This window comes from Nitratireductor sp. PBL-C9 (assembly GCF_050877045.1).
GTDB lineage: Bacteria > Pseudomonadota > Alphaproteobacteria > Rhizobiales > Rhizobiaceae > Nitratireductor > Nitratireductor aquimarinus.
Window position 1 is genome coordinate 303,824 of record NZ_JBPAXW010000008.1, and the last position, 14,790, is coordinate 318,613.

Here is a 14,790-nt window from a genome sequence, read left to right on the forward strand (position 1 = left end):
AGGCCGCACGCGCCGTGCTAAAGCCTCCAACGCTGATCCGGTCTGCCCACAATTCCCCCTCTCCGCGGCCCCTTCCCGCGACAGACCGGCACAGGAACATAAAGCCTTGAACCGCACACTGCCGCTCATACTCGCCGTCGCGCTCTTCATGGAGCAGATGGATTCCACCGTCATCGCCACCTCGCTGCCGGCCATCGCTGCCGACCTCGACACCAGCCCGGTCACGCTGAAACTCGCGCTGACCAGCTATCTCGTCTCGCTGGCGATTTTCATTCCCATCAGCGGCTTCATGGCAGACCGCTACGGCGCAAAGCGGGTCTTCCGCATCGCCATCGGCGTGTTCGTGATCGGCTCCATCGCCTGCGCCTTTTCCAATTCGCTGGCTTCGTTCGTTCTGGCGCGCTTCCTGCAGGGTATGGGCGGCGCAATGATGACGCCCGTCGCACGGCTGGTGCTGGTGCGCGCCGTGCCGCGCGAAAAGCTCGTCAGCGCCATGGCGTGGCTCGCCGCCCCCGCGCTGATCGGCCCCGTGGCCGGCCCGCCGCTGGGCGGCTTCATCACCACCTATTTTTCCTGGCACTGGATCTTTCTGATCAATGTGCCCATCGGCCTTCTGGGCATCTATGTCTCGGGCCGCGTGCTGCCGGAGTTTCCCAAACAGGAGACCGGCCGGCTGGACACGATCGGCTTCATGCTCTCAAGCATCGCCGCCTCCGGTCTGGTGTTCGGCCTTTCGGTCATCAGCCTGCCCGCCCTGCCGCCGATTGTCGGTGTCTGCACCGTGCTCATCGGCGCGCTTGCAGCCGTGCTTTACGTGCGTCATGCACGGCGCACCTCGCATCCGGTTCTCAATCTCGGCCTGTTCGCCAACCGCGCCTTCCGCTCGTCGATCATCGGCGGCTCGCTGTTCCGCATCGGCGTCGGCGCAGTGCCGTTCCTGCTGCCGCTGATGTTCCAGGTCGTGTTCGGGCTCACGCCCTTCCAGTCCGGCCTTCTGACATTCGCTTCGGCCTTTGGGGCCATTGCCATGAAGTTCATCGCCAGCACGGCGCTGCGCCTTGGCGGCTTCCGCGTCGTTTTGGTCACCGCATCCCTGCTGGGTGCGGCCAGCATCGGCGTCAACGCCTTCTTCACGCCGCAGACATCGCACTGGACCATCATCACGGTTCTGGTGTTTTCAGGCCTTCTGCGCTCGCTCTTCTTCACGTCATCCAACGCGCTCACATTCTCAGAGCTCGGCGACCGGGAGGCCAGTCAGGCCGCCACGCTTTCTGCGGCTTTCCAGCAGGTGAGCATTGCAATGGGCGTGGCCGTGGGCGGCGGCATTCTTGAGGCAACCGCGCTTGTCACCGGCACCGCTCTGGGCATCGATGCGTTCTTCAACGCCTTCCTGATCGTGGCTGGTCTTTCAGCACTGGCGGCCATTCCGTTCCTCAGCCTCCCGCCAGAGACGGGCAGCAGGGTGTCGGGCCACAAACGCCGCAGAAGCGCCGCATCAGCGACGCCGGCTCCCGCAGCAGAGTAAGGCGTTTTGCGCCTTACGCTTCGTCTTCGGGTTCTTCCTTCTTGCGGCCCTTGAAGCCCTTGGCGAGCAGATAAAGCTCCACCGATTCCGCCCGCGAGGCCTGCGGCTTCACATGATGAACCGACTTGAAGTTGCGCTTCAGCTGATCGAGCAGGCCGGTTTCCGCACCGCCCTGAAAGGCCTTGCAAAGGAAGTGGCCGCCGGGCTTGAGCACTGACAGGGCGAAATCCGCCGCCGTCTCGCACAGATGCATGGTGCGCAGATGATCTGTCTGACGGTGCCCGGTTGTCGGCGCGGCCATGTCGGAGATCACCAGATCCGGCTCTGCGCCAAGCGTCTCCATCAGGCGCTCTGGCGCATCATCATCCAGAAAGTCCATTTCCAGAACGATGGCGCCCGGCACCGCATCCATGCCCAGATAATCGATACCGACCACCAGCGGGTTCTCCGGCGTCGAGTTGACGCGCTCGGCCGCCACCTGACACCAGCCACCGGGAGCCGCCCCCAGATCGATAACCCGCGCGCCCGGAAACAGGAGCTTGTGGCGGTCATCGATCTCGGTCAGCTTGTAAGCCGCGCGCGAGCGCATGCCCTCGGCCTGCGCCTTGTGCACATAGGGATCGTTCAGATGGCGTTCGAGCCAGCGGCGCGACGAATTCTTGAGCTTGGTCTTCTTGATGCGCGTCTTGAGCGCGCGTGCGCCACCGCTCTTGCCTGCCGGTTTCTTGGTCATGCACTCCGTCCCGTCCGCCGCCGGCGACGCCAAGCGCCATCGGCCGCCATCATTTCACTCAACATGCCTTCGCGCAGGCCCCGGTCGGCCACTCTCAGCCGTTCCGAGGGCCAGCGGCGGCGTATCGCCTCAAGGATCGCGCAGCCGCCAAGCACCAGATCCGCCCGGTCCGCGCCGATGCAGGGATTGGCCTTGCGCTGCTCGAAATCCCACGAAAGCAGCGTGTCGATCATGCGGTCTACATTGTCCCGCTCCATCCACAAACCGTCGACCTGGCGGCGGTCATAGCGCGCCAGCCCCAGATGAACGCCCGCAAGCGTCGTCACCGTTCCGGAGGTGCCGATCAGGTGGAAGCGCCCGCCGGCGGCGACCTGCGCCAGCCGCCCGCCATCATCGAACCGGTCGAGCATCTCGCTCACCGCATCGACCATCGCAGCAAAGCTCTCGGGCGTCACATGGTGTCCGCCAAAGCGTTCGGCAAGCGACACCACGCCCACCGGCAACGATGTCCAGGCGACGATGTGATCGGCGAGCCGTGGCGTGCGGTGGCGCGAAATGTCCACCAGCGCGATTTCCGACGAGCCGCCGCCAATGTCGAACAGGACCACGCCTTCCGTGCCACGCTCGACCAGCGTGCTGCAACCGGCCACCGCCAGGCGGGCCTCGGTCTGCCGGTCGATGATTTCGAGCCTGAGCCCGGTTTCCTTCTTCACGCGCTCAATGAAGGCCGCGCCATTCTGCGCCGAGCGACAGGCTTCCGTCGCGATCAGCCGCATGCGCTTGGGCCGGCGATTGCCGAGCTTGTCGGCGCAGACGCTGAGCGCCGAGACCGCGCGATCCATGGCAGCGTCACTCAGGCGGCCTTCGATCGAAAGCCCCTCGCCCAGGCGAACGATTCGCGAAAAGGCGTCGACGACACGAAAATATCCCGGCCGCGTGGGCGTCGCCACGAGAAGCCGGCAATTGTTCGTGCCCAGATCGAGCGCCGCATAGGAGGCGCGCTGGCTTTCCTGCGATGATTCGCGTCGACGGGCCTGTTGCGGGCGTTTTGGTTTTTTGGGTTCGCTTTGGGGCGCTTCCTGTGCGGCGACGCCTTCCTGCGCATCACGCACGAAAGCCCGGCGTTTCCGCCGTTTTCTGCGCTTCCGCTTGCGCACGGGCTCATCGCCATCGCGCACATCCGCGCTGCCGGATGATGCAGACGCACCATCCCTGCATGCAGAGGGGCCGGCCGACCGATCGTCGAAGCCGAGGGTTGATCCCCCATCCGACGCGGCATCCCGGACGACCCTCTCAACCGGCGAAACATCGCCGTGGTCGTGGTTTTCCACCGCTATTCCTTCGCCGCCGCGCAAGCCTCGGGGGCGCGTCAGGCAGCTTATTTCGTTTAGTTGCCGCCAACGTATCAGCCGGCGTCGATTTCACCAATAGCGGTGTTTGCCTGAAACGCACTGTTCGATGATTACAAAGAAAATTGCGCAATCCCGAAATTGAATACGCCTGTGCCCTTGACTATGAAATTCAGCTTGTTAAATAGCGTGTCGAAAGCGGCCACCGCCGCCCGCTGGGGAATAGGTTAACGGTAGACCCACGGACTCTGACTCCGTTAGTCCTGGTTCGAATCCAGGTTCCCCAGCCATTTCTTCCCAAACATTGATATGCACCGCTTTATCGCGCTGTTTTGCGTGACATTGCAGCGGCTTGCGCGGCCGTCGGGCAGACGGAGACAGTGTTCCCCGCCCAAACCGAGGCCGGAATGGCCCGCAGTCTCACCAGACTCATTGGACGTTGCCGACCCGACACTCGACAAGGCCATGCTGCAGGACGTTCTTGCAAAAAAGCTCTGAAGCCTGCTCGCCGCCGCCTTCTTGTGGATGAGGTTCGTCAGGACTGGAAGGTATCGATCCGTCGTGCCTGCGCCTGCCTGAGGGTTGATACCTCGCTTTATCACTACAAGTCGAAACGTGGCGACGAGGCTGCCTTGAAGGCAAGGATCAAGGAGATCACGGCAACGCGGGTGCGCTACGGCTACCGGGGAGAAGATGTCGTGGCGACGCTGGAACGGACATGTCGGCTGGTCGGCTACCCGAAGACGATCCGGGTTGACCAGGACTCGGAGTTCATCTCCCGTGATCTTGACCTATGGGCCTATCAGCGTGGCGTCGATCTCGACATTCGCGTCCGGGAAGCCCACGGACAATGCGTTCATCGAGTCCTTCAATAGCAAGTTCAGGACGGAGTGCCTCAATGCGCACTGGTTCCTGACGCTTGACGACGCCCGCTCGAAAATGGAGGAATGGCGTAAGGACTACAACAATGTCCGCCCGCACAGCGCAATCGGCAACAAGCCGCCGATATCGCTCATGAAAGGCTCATCGGCACATCCTGCCGCCTGAGCTAGCCCCCCCCCCCCCGCGGAAGTTCCGGTTCGGACCGGTCCAAAAACGGGGTGCGCGTCACTCAGCCTCAGAGTCTTTTGAAACCCGTAACGGCTCCGTGCAGATGCAAAAAACCTCGGCGTCCCGATCCCCTGCATTGACGTAGGCATGCCCCATTGTGCTGTCGAGATAGATGCTCTCGCCAGGTCCCAGCCTCACAGGTGCATAGAACTCCGAATGCACAACGACCTCCCCATCGATAACGACCAGAAACTCTTCGCCGCCATGCTTCTCCAGCGGGCCAAACTCCTTGATGGATGATGCTTTGATGCGCGCGTGAATGGGAACCATTCTCTTGTTGGTCAACTCTCCACAAAGATATCTGTACACATAGTTCTTGGTATCGATCACAACACCATCGCCATCCCTCGACGGTGCGAAGCGGCTATTGGGCGACGACTTCTCGCTTTTGTCATCCCCGATCAACTGCCCGATTGTCAGGTCAAGCCCCTCCGCCAGGCGCAGGACTTTGTCCAGCGTCGGGGAAAGCGCGCCATTTTCAATTTTGGAGATTGTGGAAACGGCAACGCCCGAGAGTGAAGCAAGGTCACTGAGCGTCAATTGACGGGACTTGCGCAAGTGTCTGAGCCGTGCCCCCAGTGCCTGGGTGGTGGTCATGAGCCGGTGTTCCTCTTTCAATCTCAGATGGTTGTATCAAGCCTCCAGTCGATTGGAAATTATTTTCGCATAGGAAAACTTTTGTTGATTTCCGAAAATTCTTCGATAGCGTTGGGGCAATGGAATAGCTGTGGAAGGGCTAACACTACATGCCGGATCGCTCCGTTTCAGCAGACGCAATCGTCATCGGTGCAGGCATTGCAGGCGCTTCTGTGGCCGCCGGGCTTTCAAGAACCATGCAGACGGTATTGGTCGAAATGGAGGCACAGCCGGGATACCACACGACCGGGCGATCCGCTGCCGTGTTTGCCCCCAGTTACGGTCCGCAAAGCGTCCGTGCCCTGACCCGGGCTTCCCGAAGCTTTTTCGGCGCCCCTCCAGACGGATTCACGGACAATCCGCTTCTGACCCCGCGAGAGATCCTGATGCTCGCAAGGGAGGATCAGCTGGAGGCGCTTGACAGACTGATCGACACGGCATCCAGCGAGACAAGAGTGGAACGATTGGTTCCTGAGGCGCTAAGAGCGCTTCAACCCCTCGTACGAGCGGGCTACGCAGCAGCCGGAATGCTGGATAAGGATGGCCAGGATATTGATGTTGCCGCGCTCCATCAGGGATTTCTGCGCGTTTTCAAGGCCCGCGGCGGCCAGCTTCTAAACAATGCGCCGGTGCAGGCGCTTGAGCGCATCGGCAATGGCTGGGAAATTCAAACAAAGATCGGCACTCTCACCGCGCCTTTGGTGATTAATGCCGCCGGCGCTTGGGCGGAAGAGATCGGCCAACTCGCCGGCGCTGAGCGCATCGGGCTCGTTCCGAAGCAGCGCACTGCAATGGTCGTGGCCGAACCGGAAGGTTTCACGCGTCGCGATGCTCCAATCACTATCGATGTCGAAGAACAGTTCTACCTCAAACCGGATGCAGGACGCCTGCTGATCTCCCCCGCCGACGAGACGCCGACGGTTCCGTGCGATGCGCAGCCTGAGGAGATTGACGTCGCAATCTGCGCAGACCGGATCATGACGGCCTTCGATCTCGATATTCGTCGGATCGATAACAAATGGGCGGGGCTGCGCAGCTTCGTTTCGGACAAGGAGCCGGTAATCGGTTACTCAAAGGTGGCGCCCGGCTTCTTCTGGATGGCAGGACAGGGAGGGTATGGCATCCAGTCCGCTCCTGCGGCAGCGGAGTTGGCAACCGCCCTGGTGCAGGGCACGACCCTTCCGGCCCATATTCTCGATCAGGGACTTGACCCTCTCTGCATCAAGCCCGACCGCATGGCGTATTCGGCATGATCTGGCTCATCCCGATAGTTGCCATTGCAATGTTGGCTGCTGGGCTGGCACTGGCCTACGTCATCGGCGGCGCGGCTGTGATGACCTTCATTCTGACCGACAACACCCGCTATCTGGCAGTCCTGCCACAGAAGGTCTTTTCGCAGATCAGCGTTTTCTCGCTTCTGGCGATGCCGCTCTTCATTCTGGCCGGCGAGTTGATGAACCGCGGCGGCGTCACAAAGTCACTGATCGACCTTTCAATGGCGTTGATCGGGCGCCTGCGCGGAGGATTGGGACATGTGAACATCATGACCTCCGTGTTCTTTGCAGGCATCTCGGGTTCGGCTGTCGCTGACGCAGCGGCACTCTCCAACACGCTCGTTCCGGAAATGCGCGAACGAGGCTATACGGCAGAGTACGCGGGAGCTGTCACGGCAGCCTCATCCATCATCGGCCCAATCGTGCCACCGTCGATCATCCTGATCTTCTACGGTGCCCTGATGCAGACTTCGGTGGCGGCACTTTTTGTGGCCGGCATCGTTCCGGGCTTGCTCCTTGCCGCCGCTCTGTTCGTCGTGAACGGCTGGTACGCATGGCGTGAAGATCATCCGCGCGTCGAGAAGTCTGATACGCGACCTTTGTTGCCAGCGATTGTTGCTGCGATACCGGCGTTATGCCTGCCGCTAATCATCGTCGGCGGGATCATCTTGGGCTGGATGACGCCTACGGAAGCAGCAGCAGTCGCCGTGTTCGCAGCTGCAATCGCTGCCTTCTTTTATTCGCCGCTCACGCGCCAGGACATCTGGGAGAGCTTTTCACGATGTGCCGTTCTGACGGGATCGATCTTCATGATCCTTTGCGCTGTCGCCGCTTTCGGCCATCTGGCCGCGCTGGAACGCATCCCTCAGGCCATCGCAGGACTGGTTGAGGAAATGGGGCTTGGGCCGATCGGGTTTCTGATCGCGATGAACCTGCTCTTCATAGTGGCAGGCATGATCATGGACGTGCCAGTTGCACTGGCGCTTCTCGTACCCCTTCTGGCCCCTGTCGCCCTGGCCAACGGCGCTGACCCGGTCCATCTGGGCATCATGATCTGCTTCAACTTGTGCATCGGCCTGGTAACCCCTCCGCTAGGAGGCTGCCTCCTGATCGTGTCGACGGTCACGGGTGTCAATTACTGGAAGCTGGCCCGCGCCGTCGTTCCCTTCATCATTGCAGAGATCATTGTATTAGGAGTGCTTGTTTACGCCCCGGAGATCAGCCTTTGGCTGCCCCGAACCCTGGGACTTTGGGAGTGATGCAAGAACCAATTCACTGGGAGGAATACCATGCTGAAACTGACCAACGTCCTCAAGGCATCGGCAGTTAGCCTCGCGCTGACATTTCCGGCCGTGGCGGAAGTGAAGATCGCCCTTGACAGCCCACCGGATCTGGAAAATTCCGGAACATACATGTGGGCCCACACCTTTGGCGAATATCTCAATGAAAATGGCATAGAAGCCGTGGAGTTCGAGCGGAACTCCCTGGGAGAAGAAGCTGAACGTCTCGATCAGGTCAGCCAGGGCCTGCTCGAAGTATCGATGTCGGACGCAAAATCTGCCGGCACACTGGATGGAACGATCTTCGGCGCGATGATGCCCTACTTCTTTGAAGATCTCGCACAATTGGACAAGGCGCTTGGCGAAGGCGGAATGCTGGCCAGGATGAACGAAGGCACGACACCCAAAGGTGTTCGCATACTGGACGTTGTGATGACCGGCACCCCCACGGGCATCTTCACCACGGAGGTTCCGATCCGCACCTTCGACGATATCAAAGGCGTTCGCATGCGAGCGCTCGATGAGGTGCAGATCAACACCTTTGAGCAATGGGGCTCGAAAGGAACTATTGTCTCCTGGTCGGAGGTGCCAAACGCGCTGCAGACCGGTGTCGCCGGAGGCTATATCAACCCTGCCTTCGTGCCAGTGACCTACGGGCATACGGCCTTCATCAATTATTTCACCAACGCGCGACTGAGCCAGTCTGTCCGCGTCGCGATTGCGTCGGAAGACTGGTACCAGAGCCTTACGGACGAAGAGCGCGAAATCGTCCAGCAGGCGGTCGAGAAGGCTCACAAAGCCAATCGCAAGCTGGTGTCTGACGACACGGCCGTTCTGAAGCAGCTGGAAGAAGCCGGGATCGAAGTGATCGAACTTCCGGTTGAGGAACGCGCAAAATTCCGTGAAGCCAGTCAGCCCATCTACGATTCAACGGATATGCCAGAAGGCGCTCTGGAGGCATGGAACAAAGCGGTGGGGCGCTGACAGTGACGGCGATCGCGGACGGGCTGAACTGGTTCTCCTGGCGTCTGAACCGACTGGCACTCCTTGGCGCAACACTTGCTGTGGCAATCATGCTTGCCGCAGCCGGTTGGCAGGTGATCGCCCGCTACCTCTTGAACCAACCTCCCATCTGGACGGAGGAGCTTGCAAGATTTTCGATGGTCTGGGGCGGACTTCTGGGCGCGTCCTGCGCCTACCGCTTTCGTCGCGACCCCAATCTGTTTCCAGATGCACTGGAAGCCTCCGGGTTTCGGGGGCTGGCGTTTTCTCTTACACGCTCGTTCGGCGTGCTGTGCTTCATCCTGCCTATTCTGTGGTTCAGCTTTATGGGGCTGGGTGCCGACCCGGCACGGAGCTATATCGCGCGCCTCGCCGGTCGACAGACCGAGACAATGGATCTGCCCATGGTGGTGTTCGGCATTGCAATCCCCCTGGCCTTTGCGGTGATCCTTTTCCATGTTCTGGCGGATATTGCGACTGCGCTGGCAAATTTCGGGAACAAAGAATGAAACTTTTCATGGCGTCGCTGGCGACGGAAACCAATTCTTTTTCGCCTATCCCCACTGGCTGGAGTGGGTTCAAGGAACACCTTTACACCAAGTCCGCGTCTCACGGTGAGGCGGGGCTTTACGCGGCGGCTGTGACCCGTTGGCGTGCAATGGCAGAGGCTCGAAGCTGGGAGGTTGTCGAGGGGCTTTGCACGTATGCACAACCCGCCGGCCCGACTGTGCGCGCCGTATACGAGACGATGCGTGACGATATCCTCAGCGACTTGCGTGCGGCCATGCCGGTGGACATCGTCCTCATGTCCATGCACGGAGCAATGATCGCGCAAGGCTACGACGATTGCGAAGGCGACATGATGGCCCGTGTGCGGGAAATCGTGGGTCCCGACGCCATCATAGGACTGGAGCTTGACCCGCACTGTCACCTGACGAACCAAATGCTGGACAATGCGACCGCGATTGTCTGTTACAAGGAATACCCGCACGTCGATGTTGTCGAACGGGCGGAAGACCTTTTCATACTCTGTGCCGAGGCTGCTGCAGGCAGGGTGATACCGGTCATGCGGGACTACGACTGCCGCATGATGGCGATGTATCACACCCCTTTCGAACCTATCCGCGGCTACGTCGACCGCATGTCCGCCATGGAGGGCAAGGACGGCATTCTCTCCGTCTCACTGGTGCACGGTTTCCCATGGGGAGACAGCCCGCGCTGCGGCACCCGTACGCTGGTCATCGCAGACGGGAACGCCAGCCTGGCCGAGCGTCGCGCCAGAGAACTGGGACAGGAGCTCTGGGGGATGCGCAGCGATCTGCGACGCTTCCCCAACATGGAGGATGGTCTTGATCTGGCGGTGAAGCTCGATACCAATCCGGTTGTCCTTGCCGATTTCGCGGACAATGCGGGTGGCGGCGCACCCTCAGATTCGACATTTGTCCTGCGGGCGGCACTGGCACGTGGCCTCAGGGATATCGCGTTCGCAACATTCTGGGACCCGGTGCTGGTCGCCATGTGCATGGACGCGGGGGTCGGTTCTGAAATGGCTGTACGCCTGGGCGGGAAGATCGGGCCGATGTCGGGAGACCCGGTGGACTTGACAGTGACCGTGCGCGGGATCGTCACCAACGCCGTACAGCATTTGGGTACAGCAGAAATGAACATGGGCGACTGCGTCTGGCTGGAAGCTGACGGTGTTCATATCGTGATCAACACGCTGCGCACGCAGACCTTCCATCCAGAGGCTTTCGAGAATTTGGGTATCGACCTCTCCAAAATGAAATATGTGGTCGTGAAGTCGTCGCAACATTTCTATGACGGGTTTGCGCCCATTGCAGCGGAGGTCATACATCTGGCAACGCCCGGTGCGATCATCCCGGATTACACCATCGTGCCCTACACCAGGCGGGACGGAAACTTCTGGCCCAAGACGGAAACCCCCTTTGCCGAAAAGGACGTCGCACCGTGACCGAAACCTATGACATCATACTGCGCAACGGTCGCGTGATGGACCCTGAAACCGGATTGGACAGGGTTTGCGACGTAGCGATTTCAGCCCACAAGATTGCCAGAATTGGACATTTCGAAGGTAACGCTGCCCGCGAAATCGACGCCACCGGACTGATCGTGGCACCCGGTTTCCTCGACCTGCATGCTCATGGGCAATCCGTAGCCGCAGACCGGATGCAGGCCTTTGATGGTGTGACTACCACTCTGGAGCTCGAAGTCGGCGCGCTGCCGGTAGCGGGATGGTATGAAAGACAGGCCACGCTGCCCCGTGCACTGAATTACGGCACTGCTGCCGCCTGGATATTCGCACGCAAGGTCGCCTTCGGCGCAATCGAGCTCGATGCAGATGTGCATCCAATCGACCAGATGGGTGCCGGTTCGGAAGATATGTGCTGGTCCACGGAAGCTGCCGATGCCCAGCAGACGGACGAGATCGTTTCCCTGGTGCGACAGGGGCTTGATGAAGGGGCTATCGGCATCGGATTGCCCAACGGCTACGCCCCCGGTGCCGGGGTGAAGGAGATGGCGGATATCTGCGATCTCGCCTTTCAGTACGGGACGCCGACCTTCACGCACATCGCATATCTAAGCAATATCGACCCGAAAAGCTCCGTCGACAGTTATGTCCGCCTGATAGGGCTGGCCGGCGCTACCGGAGCGCACATGCATATCTGTCACCTTAACTCAACCTCGTTGATGGATATCGAGCGCGTGGTCGAGTTGGTCAGCAAGGCGCAGGAGCAGAATCTACCGATCACGACAGAGGCGTATCCTTATGGCACCGGTGCGACCGTGGTCAGCGCAGGGTTCTTCATGGAACCCGATTTCGTCAAACGCACCGGAAGCAACTACTCGAACATCGAACTGATCCGCAATCATCACCGCTTCACCGGGCGAGAAGATATGCGTCGGGCCAGAGAAACATCTCCTACGGATCTGGTGATGTGGCACTTTCTGGATGTGGATGCCAATGACGAGCATCGCCGTCTTCTTGATCTGTCGGTCACCTACCCCGGTGGTTCCATCGCTTCGGATGCCATGCCTTGGATAAATGAAGACGGCAGCATTTACGAAGGCCTCGAATGGCCGCTACCCGATGATCTCTCCGCTCATCCCAGATCGTCCGGAACCTTTACCCGGTTCCTGCGGGAACATGTCCGCGAACGCAGGACCATGTCCTTGATGGATGCATTGGCCAAATGCACTATCCTGCCCGGCAAGGTAATCGAACGCTGCGCCCCGCAGATCGCAAAAAAGGTGCGCCTTCAGGAAGGCTGCGACGCGGACATTGTGGTCTTCGATCTTGAGACCCTCACGGACAGAGCAGAATTCAATGCGATGAACAGACCATCGGAAGGTGTTCGGCAGCTCCTGGTCAACGGTCAGTTCGTTATTCTGAACGGGGAATTGGACACCGGCGCTGCGCCCGGACAGCCGATCCGACGTGAGATGCCGTGAGTGTTCCTGTTCTTCTGGTTACCGGGTTTCTGGGCGCAGGCAAGACGACCTTCATTAATCGGCTGCTTCAGGCAGATCACGGGCTGCGCATCGCGGCCATCGTCAACGACTTCGGCTCGATCAACATCGACGCCGAACTGCTCGCCCAGACGAGCGAGGATGTTATTGGCCTGAAGAACGGCTGCATCTGCTGCTCCTTGCAGGGCGATCTCATGCGCACACTCAAGGTGGTTCTGTCCCGCACGCCGAAACCCGAGTTAATCATGATTGAGGCGAGTGGCGTCGCGGACCCGGCCGGCATCGTCCAGTCGCTCATGGATCCGGTCATCTGGAAGGAAGCACGTCTGGAAACCGTGATCGGCGTTGTTGACGCTCCCGATTCGGCCTGGCGTGCAGATGACCCGCTTTGGCAGGCACAGCTGCGGGGCTCTGATATCCTGCTCCTGTCTAAGACTGCGGAATGCTCGCACGATGAACTCAAGGCGCTTCGCGCTGATATGGCCTCATACGGAAAAAACTGCATCCTCGACATGGATGATGCACCCGTCCCGCTGAGCGCCCTTTTCATTAAAGACGACAATCCCCGCGCGATGCTGGAAGCAGACCTCCAGGATGACGGCCGGTTCCTCCACGTGGAGTGGGAGTTCGAAGCCCCCCTGGATCTGCACGCCTTTCAAGAAGCGATTTTACGGATCTCCGACACCGCGCTGCGCGGCAAAGGCCTTCTAAGCTTTGCAGGTCGACACGGCAGGCATGTTTTCCAGCTCGTTGGAAAACGCGCCACCCTATCCTCTGCACCATGGGATCAGGAGAAAGGCTGCAGGCTGATACTCATTGGGGAACGCAACACATTCGACGCCGACGCAGTATTGCGCAAACTAAACGAGCTGCGAATGAGTGCACCTGACGTCTAAAGCCCCTGCCACAGCCACGTAAATTGTCCCCAATGGTCGATAAATCCGCCATGCATTAAGACTGAAACCGGACCACCTCATAGAGGAAGGCCACGGCCACACCTCATAGCCAAGCGCCATAATCTCGCAATCCGAAGAATACTCCGACGCGGAACCTTCCATTCCGACCGGGCACGGCGGTAGCGCCGAGAAGAACTTCAGCACCCCATTGCGTCGTAGCCTGCTGACGTTGCCCCAGTGAATTAATCCAGGTTGAAGTAGGCTCTGGCCCCACGCGAAGGACCAGAGATGAAGCGCAACCGATTTTCCGAAGAACAGATCATAGGCATATTGAAGGAGCACGAGGCCGGTGTTCCGGTTGCGGATTTGTGCCGCAAGCACGGCGTCAGCAACGCCAGCATCTACAAGTGGAAAGCCAAGTATGGCGGCATGGACATCAGCGAGGCGAAGCGGCTGAAGACGCTTGAAGACGAGAACGCCAAGCTGAAGAGGCTCCTTGCCGACAGCATGCTCGACAACGCTGCGCTGAAAGACCTTCTGTCAAAAAAATGGTGACGCCCGCCGTCGAGCGAGAGGCCGTCGCACATCTCCAGATCGCGTTTGGAATGAGCGAGCGGCGGGCGTGCAAGATCCTTGGCTGTTGCCGCATGACGATGCGCTATCAGACCAGGAGAACCGAAGACGTGGTTCTGCGCGAGCGGATGAAGGCGATTGCCCATGAGCGGCGACGGTTCGGCTATCGACGGCTACACGTCCTGCTGCGCCGCGAAGGGCATGTGGTCAATCATAAGCGCCTGTTCCGCATCTACCGGGAAGAGAGGCTGTCGGTACGTCGACGAGGTGGCCGGAAACGGGCAATGGGCACAAGGCGGCCGATGCTGATCCCCATGGCCCCGAACGAGAGATGGTCGCTCGACTTCGTCTCGGACCAGTTGACCGACAGCCGGCGCTTCCGGGTCCTGACAATCGTGGATGACTGCACCCGCGAGTGTCTGGCCTTGGTCGCCGACACATCGCTCTCGGGTCTTCGCGTAGCCCGCGAACTGGAAGCGCTCCTGGCACGGCGCGGCAAGCCGAAGATGGCGGTCAGCGATAACGGGACCGAGTTCACCTCGAACGCCATCCTGGGCTTCGCTGATCGAATGCAGATCGACTGGCACTACATTGCGCCGGGAAAGCCCATGCAAAACGGCTTCATCGAGAGCTTCAATGGCCGGCTGAGGGACGAACTGCTGAACGAAACGCTGTTCCCGTCGCTCTCGCACGCCCGAGCAACTCTTCAGGCCTGGAGGAACGACTACAACCTCAACCGCCCACACTCCCGGCTCGGTTGGCTGACCCCGACCGAGTATGCCGACACCTTGAACCCGAAACGGGATCTGCCGCTCCGCTCGCTCGCGAGCTCCGCGTCAGACCCCGTCAATAGCCCCGGCCATATCGGCCAAACCCACCGCCAGAGTCTCCGTCAAACTGGATAAAACTTGGGGGCAACGTCA

Annotated in this window: 12 protein-coding genes, 1 tRNA gene and 1 pseudogene; 11 read left to right on the forward strand and 3 right to left on the reverse strand. The window is 60.1% G+C overall.

The features are described from left to right. Nucleotides 1–106: 106 nt before the first annotated feature. The gene (locus ACRTG1_RS18085) at nt 107–1,525 is read left to right on the forward strand and encodes a DHA2 family efflux MFS transporter permease subunit (protein ID WP_113154433.1); all 1,419 of its coding nucleotides are present in this window, start codon (nt 107–109) and stop codon (nt 1,523–1,525) included. A 13-nt stretch (nt 1,526–1,538) separates the two neighbouring features. On the opposite strand, the gene ACRTG1_RS18090 is transcribed toward ACRTG1_RS18085, so the two are convergent. Together ACRTG1_RS18090 and ACRTG1_RS18095 are read right to left on the reverse strand one after the other, a co-directional pair. After that, nucleotides 1,539–2,258 (reverse strand): RlmE family RNA methyltransferase, encoded by a 720-nt coding sequence (locus tag ACRTG1_RS18090; RefSeq protein ID WP_113154432.1) that lies wholly within the window; start codon nt 2,256–2,258, stop codon nt 1,539–1,541. Continuing rightward, entirely contained in the window at nt 2,255–3,589 is a 1,335-nt protein-coding gene (locus ACRTG1_RS18095; RefSeq protein ID WP_297563139.1) for a Ppx/GppA phosphatase family protein, read from the reverse strand. The genes ACRTG1_RS18090 and ACRTG1_RS18095 overlap by 4 nt, the downstream gene beginning before the upstream one ends. Nucleotides 3,590–3,823: 234 nt before the next feature. Between ACRTG1_RS18095 and ACRTG1_RS18100 the strand changes: the two genes are divergently transcribed. Together ACRTG1_RS18100 and ACRTG1_RS18105 are read left to right on the forward strand one after the other, a co-directional pair. Next, nucleotides 3,824–3,897: transfer RNA gene (locus ACRTG1_RS18100), tRNA-Gln, on the forward strand. Nucleotides 3,898–4,045: 148 nt separating this feature from the next. Next, a pseudogene (locus tag ACRTG1_RS18105) lies at nt 4,046–4,654 on the forward strand (integrase core domain-containing protein); the annotation flags it as partial. 60 nt (nt 4,655–4,714) lie between these two features. Here ACRTG1_RS18105 and ACRTG1_RS18110 read toward each other — a convergent pair. After that, the gene (locus ACRTG1_RS18110) at nt 4,715–5,314 is read right to left on the reverse strand and encodes a helix-turn-helix domain-containing protein (protein WP_432516775.1); all 600 of its coding nucleotides are present in this window, start codon (nt 5,312–5,314) and stop codon (nt 4,715–4,717) included. A 149-nt stretch (nt 5,315–5,463) separates the two neighbouring features. Here ACRTG1_RS18110 and ACRTG1_RS18115 point away from each other — a divergent pair, with 149 nt between their 5' ends. The 8 genes from ACRTG1_RS18115 to ACRTG1_RS18150 all read left to right on the forward strand — a co-directional run bounded on the left by ACRTG1_RS18115 (nt 5,464) and on the right by ACRTG1_RS18150 (nt 14,772). Beyond that, on the forward strand, nt 5,464–6,606 hold the full coding sequence (locus tag ACRTG1_RS18115; RefSeq protein WP_432516776.1) for an NAD(P)/FAD-dependent oxidoreductase: 1,143 nt from the start codon (nt 5,464–5,466) through the stop codon (nt 6,604–6,606). Further along, nucleotides 6,603–7,886, forward strand: coding sequence for a TRAP transporter large permease (locus ACRTG1_RS18120; protein ID WP_113154419.1), 1,284 nt, complete (start codon nt 6,603–6,605; stop codon nt 7,884–7,886). The genes ACRTG1_RS18115 and ACRTG1_RS18120 overlap by 4 nt, the downstream gene beginning before the upstream one ends. Nucleotides 7,887–7,916: 30 nt before the next feature. Next, nucleotides 7,917–8,891 carry a TRAP transporter substrate-binding protein gene (locus ACRTG1_RS18125; RefSeq protein ID WP_432516777.1) on the forward strand — a complete coding sequence of 325 codons (975 nt, stop codon included), beginning with the start codon at nt 7,917–7,919 and terminating at the stop codon, nt 8,889–8,891. Continuing rightward, nucleotides 8,867–9,418 carry a TRAP transporter small permease gene (locus tag ACRTG1_RS18130; protein ID WP_432516778.1) on the forward strand — a complete coding sequence of 184 codons (552 nt, stop codon included), beginning with the start codon at nt 8,867–8,869 and terminating at the stop codon, nt 9,416–9,418. The genes ACRTG1_RS18125 and ACRTG1_RS18130 overlap by 25 nt, the downstream gene beginning before the upstream one ends. Then, the gene (locus tag ACRTG1_RS18135) at nt 9,415–10,881 is read left to right on the forward strand and encodes a M81 family metallopeptidase (protein ID WP_432516779.1); all 1,467 of its coding nucleotides are present in this window, start codon (nt 9,415–9,417) and stop codon (nt 10,879–10,881) included. Before ACRTG1_RS18130 ends, ACRTG1_RS18135 begins: the two co-directional genes overlap by 4 nt. A gap of 38 nt (nt 10,882–10,919) precedes the next feature. Then, complete coding sequence (locus ACRTG1_RS18140; RefSeq protein ID WP_432516786.1) at nt 10,920–12,380, forward strand: amidohydrolase family protein; 1,461 nt, start codon at nt 10,920–10,922, stop codon at nt 12,378–12,380. Next, nucleotides 12,377–13,294, forward strand: coding sequence for a CobW family GTP-binding protein (locus ACRTG1_RS18145; RefSeq protein ID WP_432516780.1), 918 nt, complete (start codon nt 12,377–12,379; stop codon nt 13,292–13,294). The genes ACRTG1_RS18140 and ACRTG1_RS18145 overlap by 4 nt, the downstream gene beginning before the upstream one ends. Before the next feature lie 288 nt (nt 13,295–13,582). After that, nucleotides 13,583–14,772 (forward strand): IS3 family transposase gene (locus tag ACRTG1_RS18150; RefSeq protein WP_432516009.1). Its coding sequence is split into 2 segments (ribosomal slippage): nt 13,583–13,837 and nt 13,840–14,772, totalling 1,188 coding nucleotides; the frame shifts between segments, so codons are not numbered across the junction. The last annotated feature ends 18 nt before the right edge of the window (nt 14,773–14,790 follow it).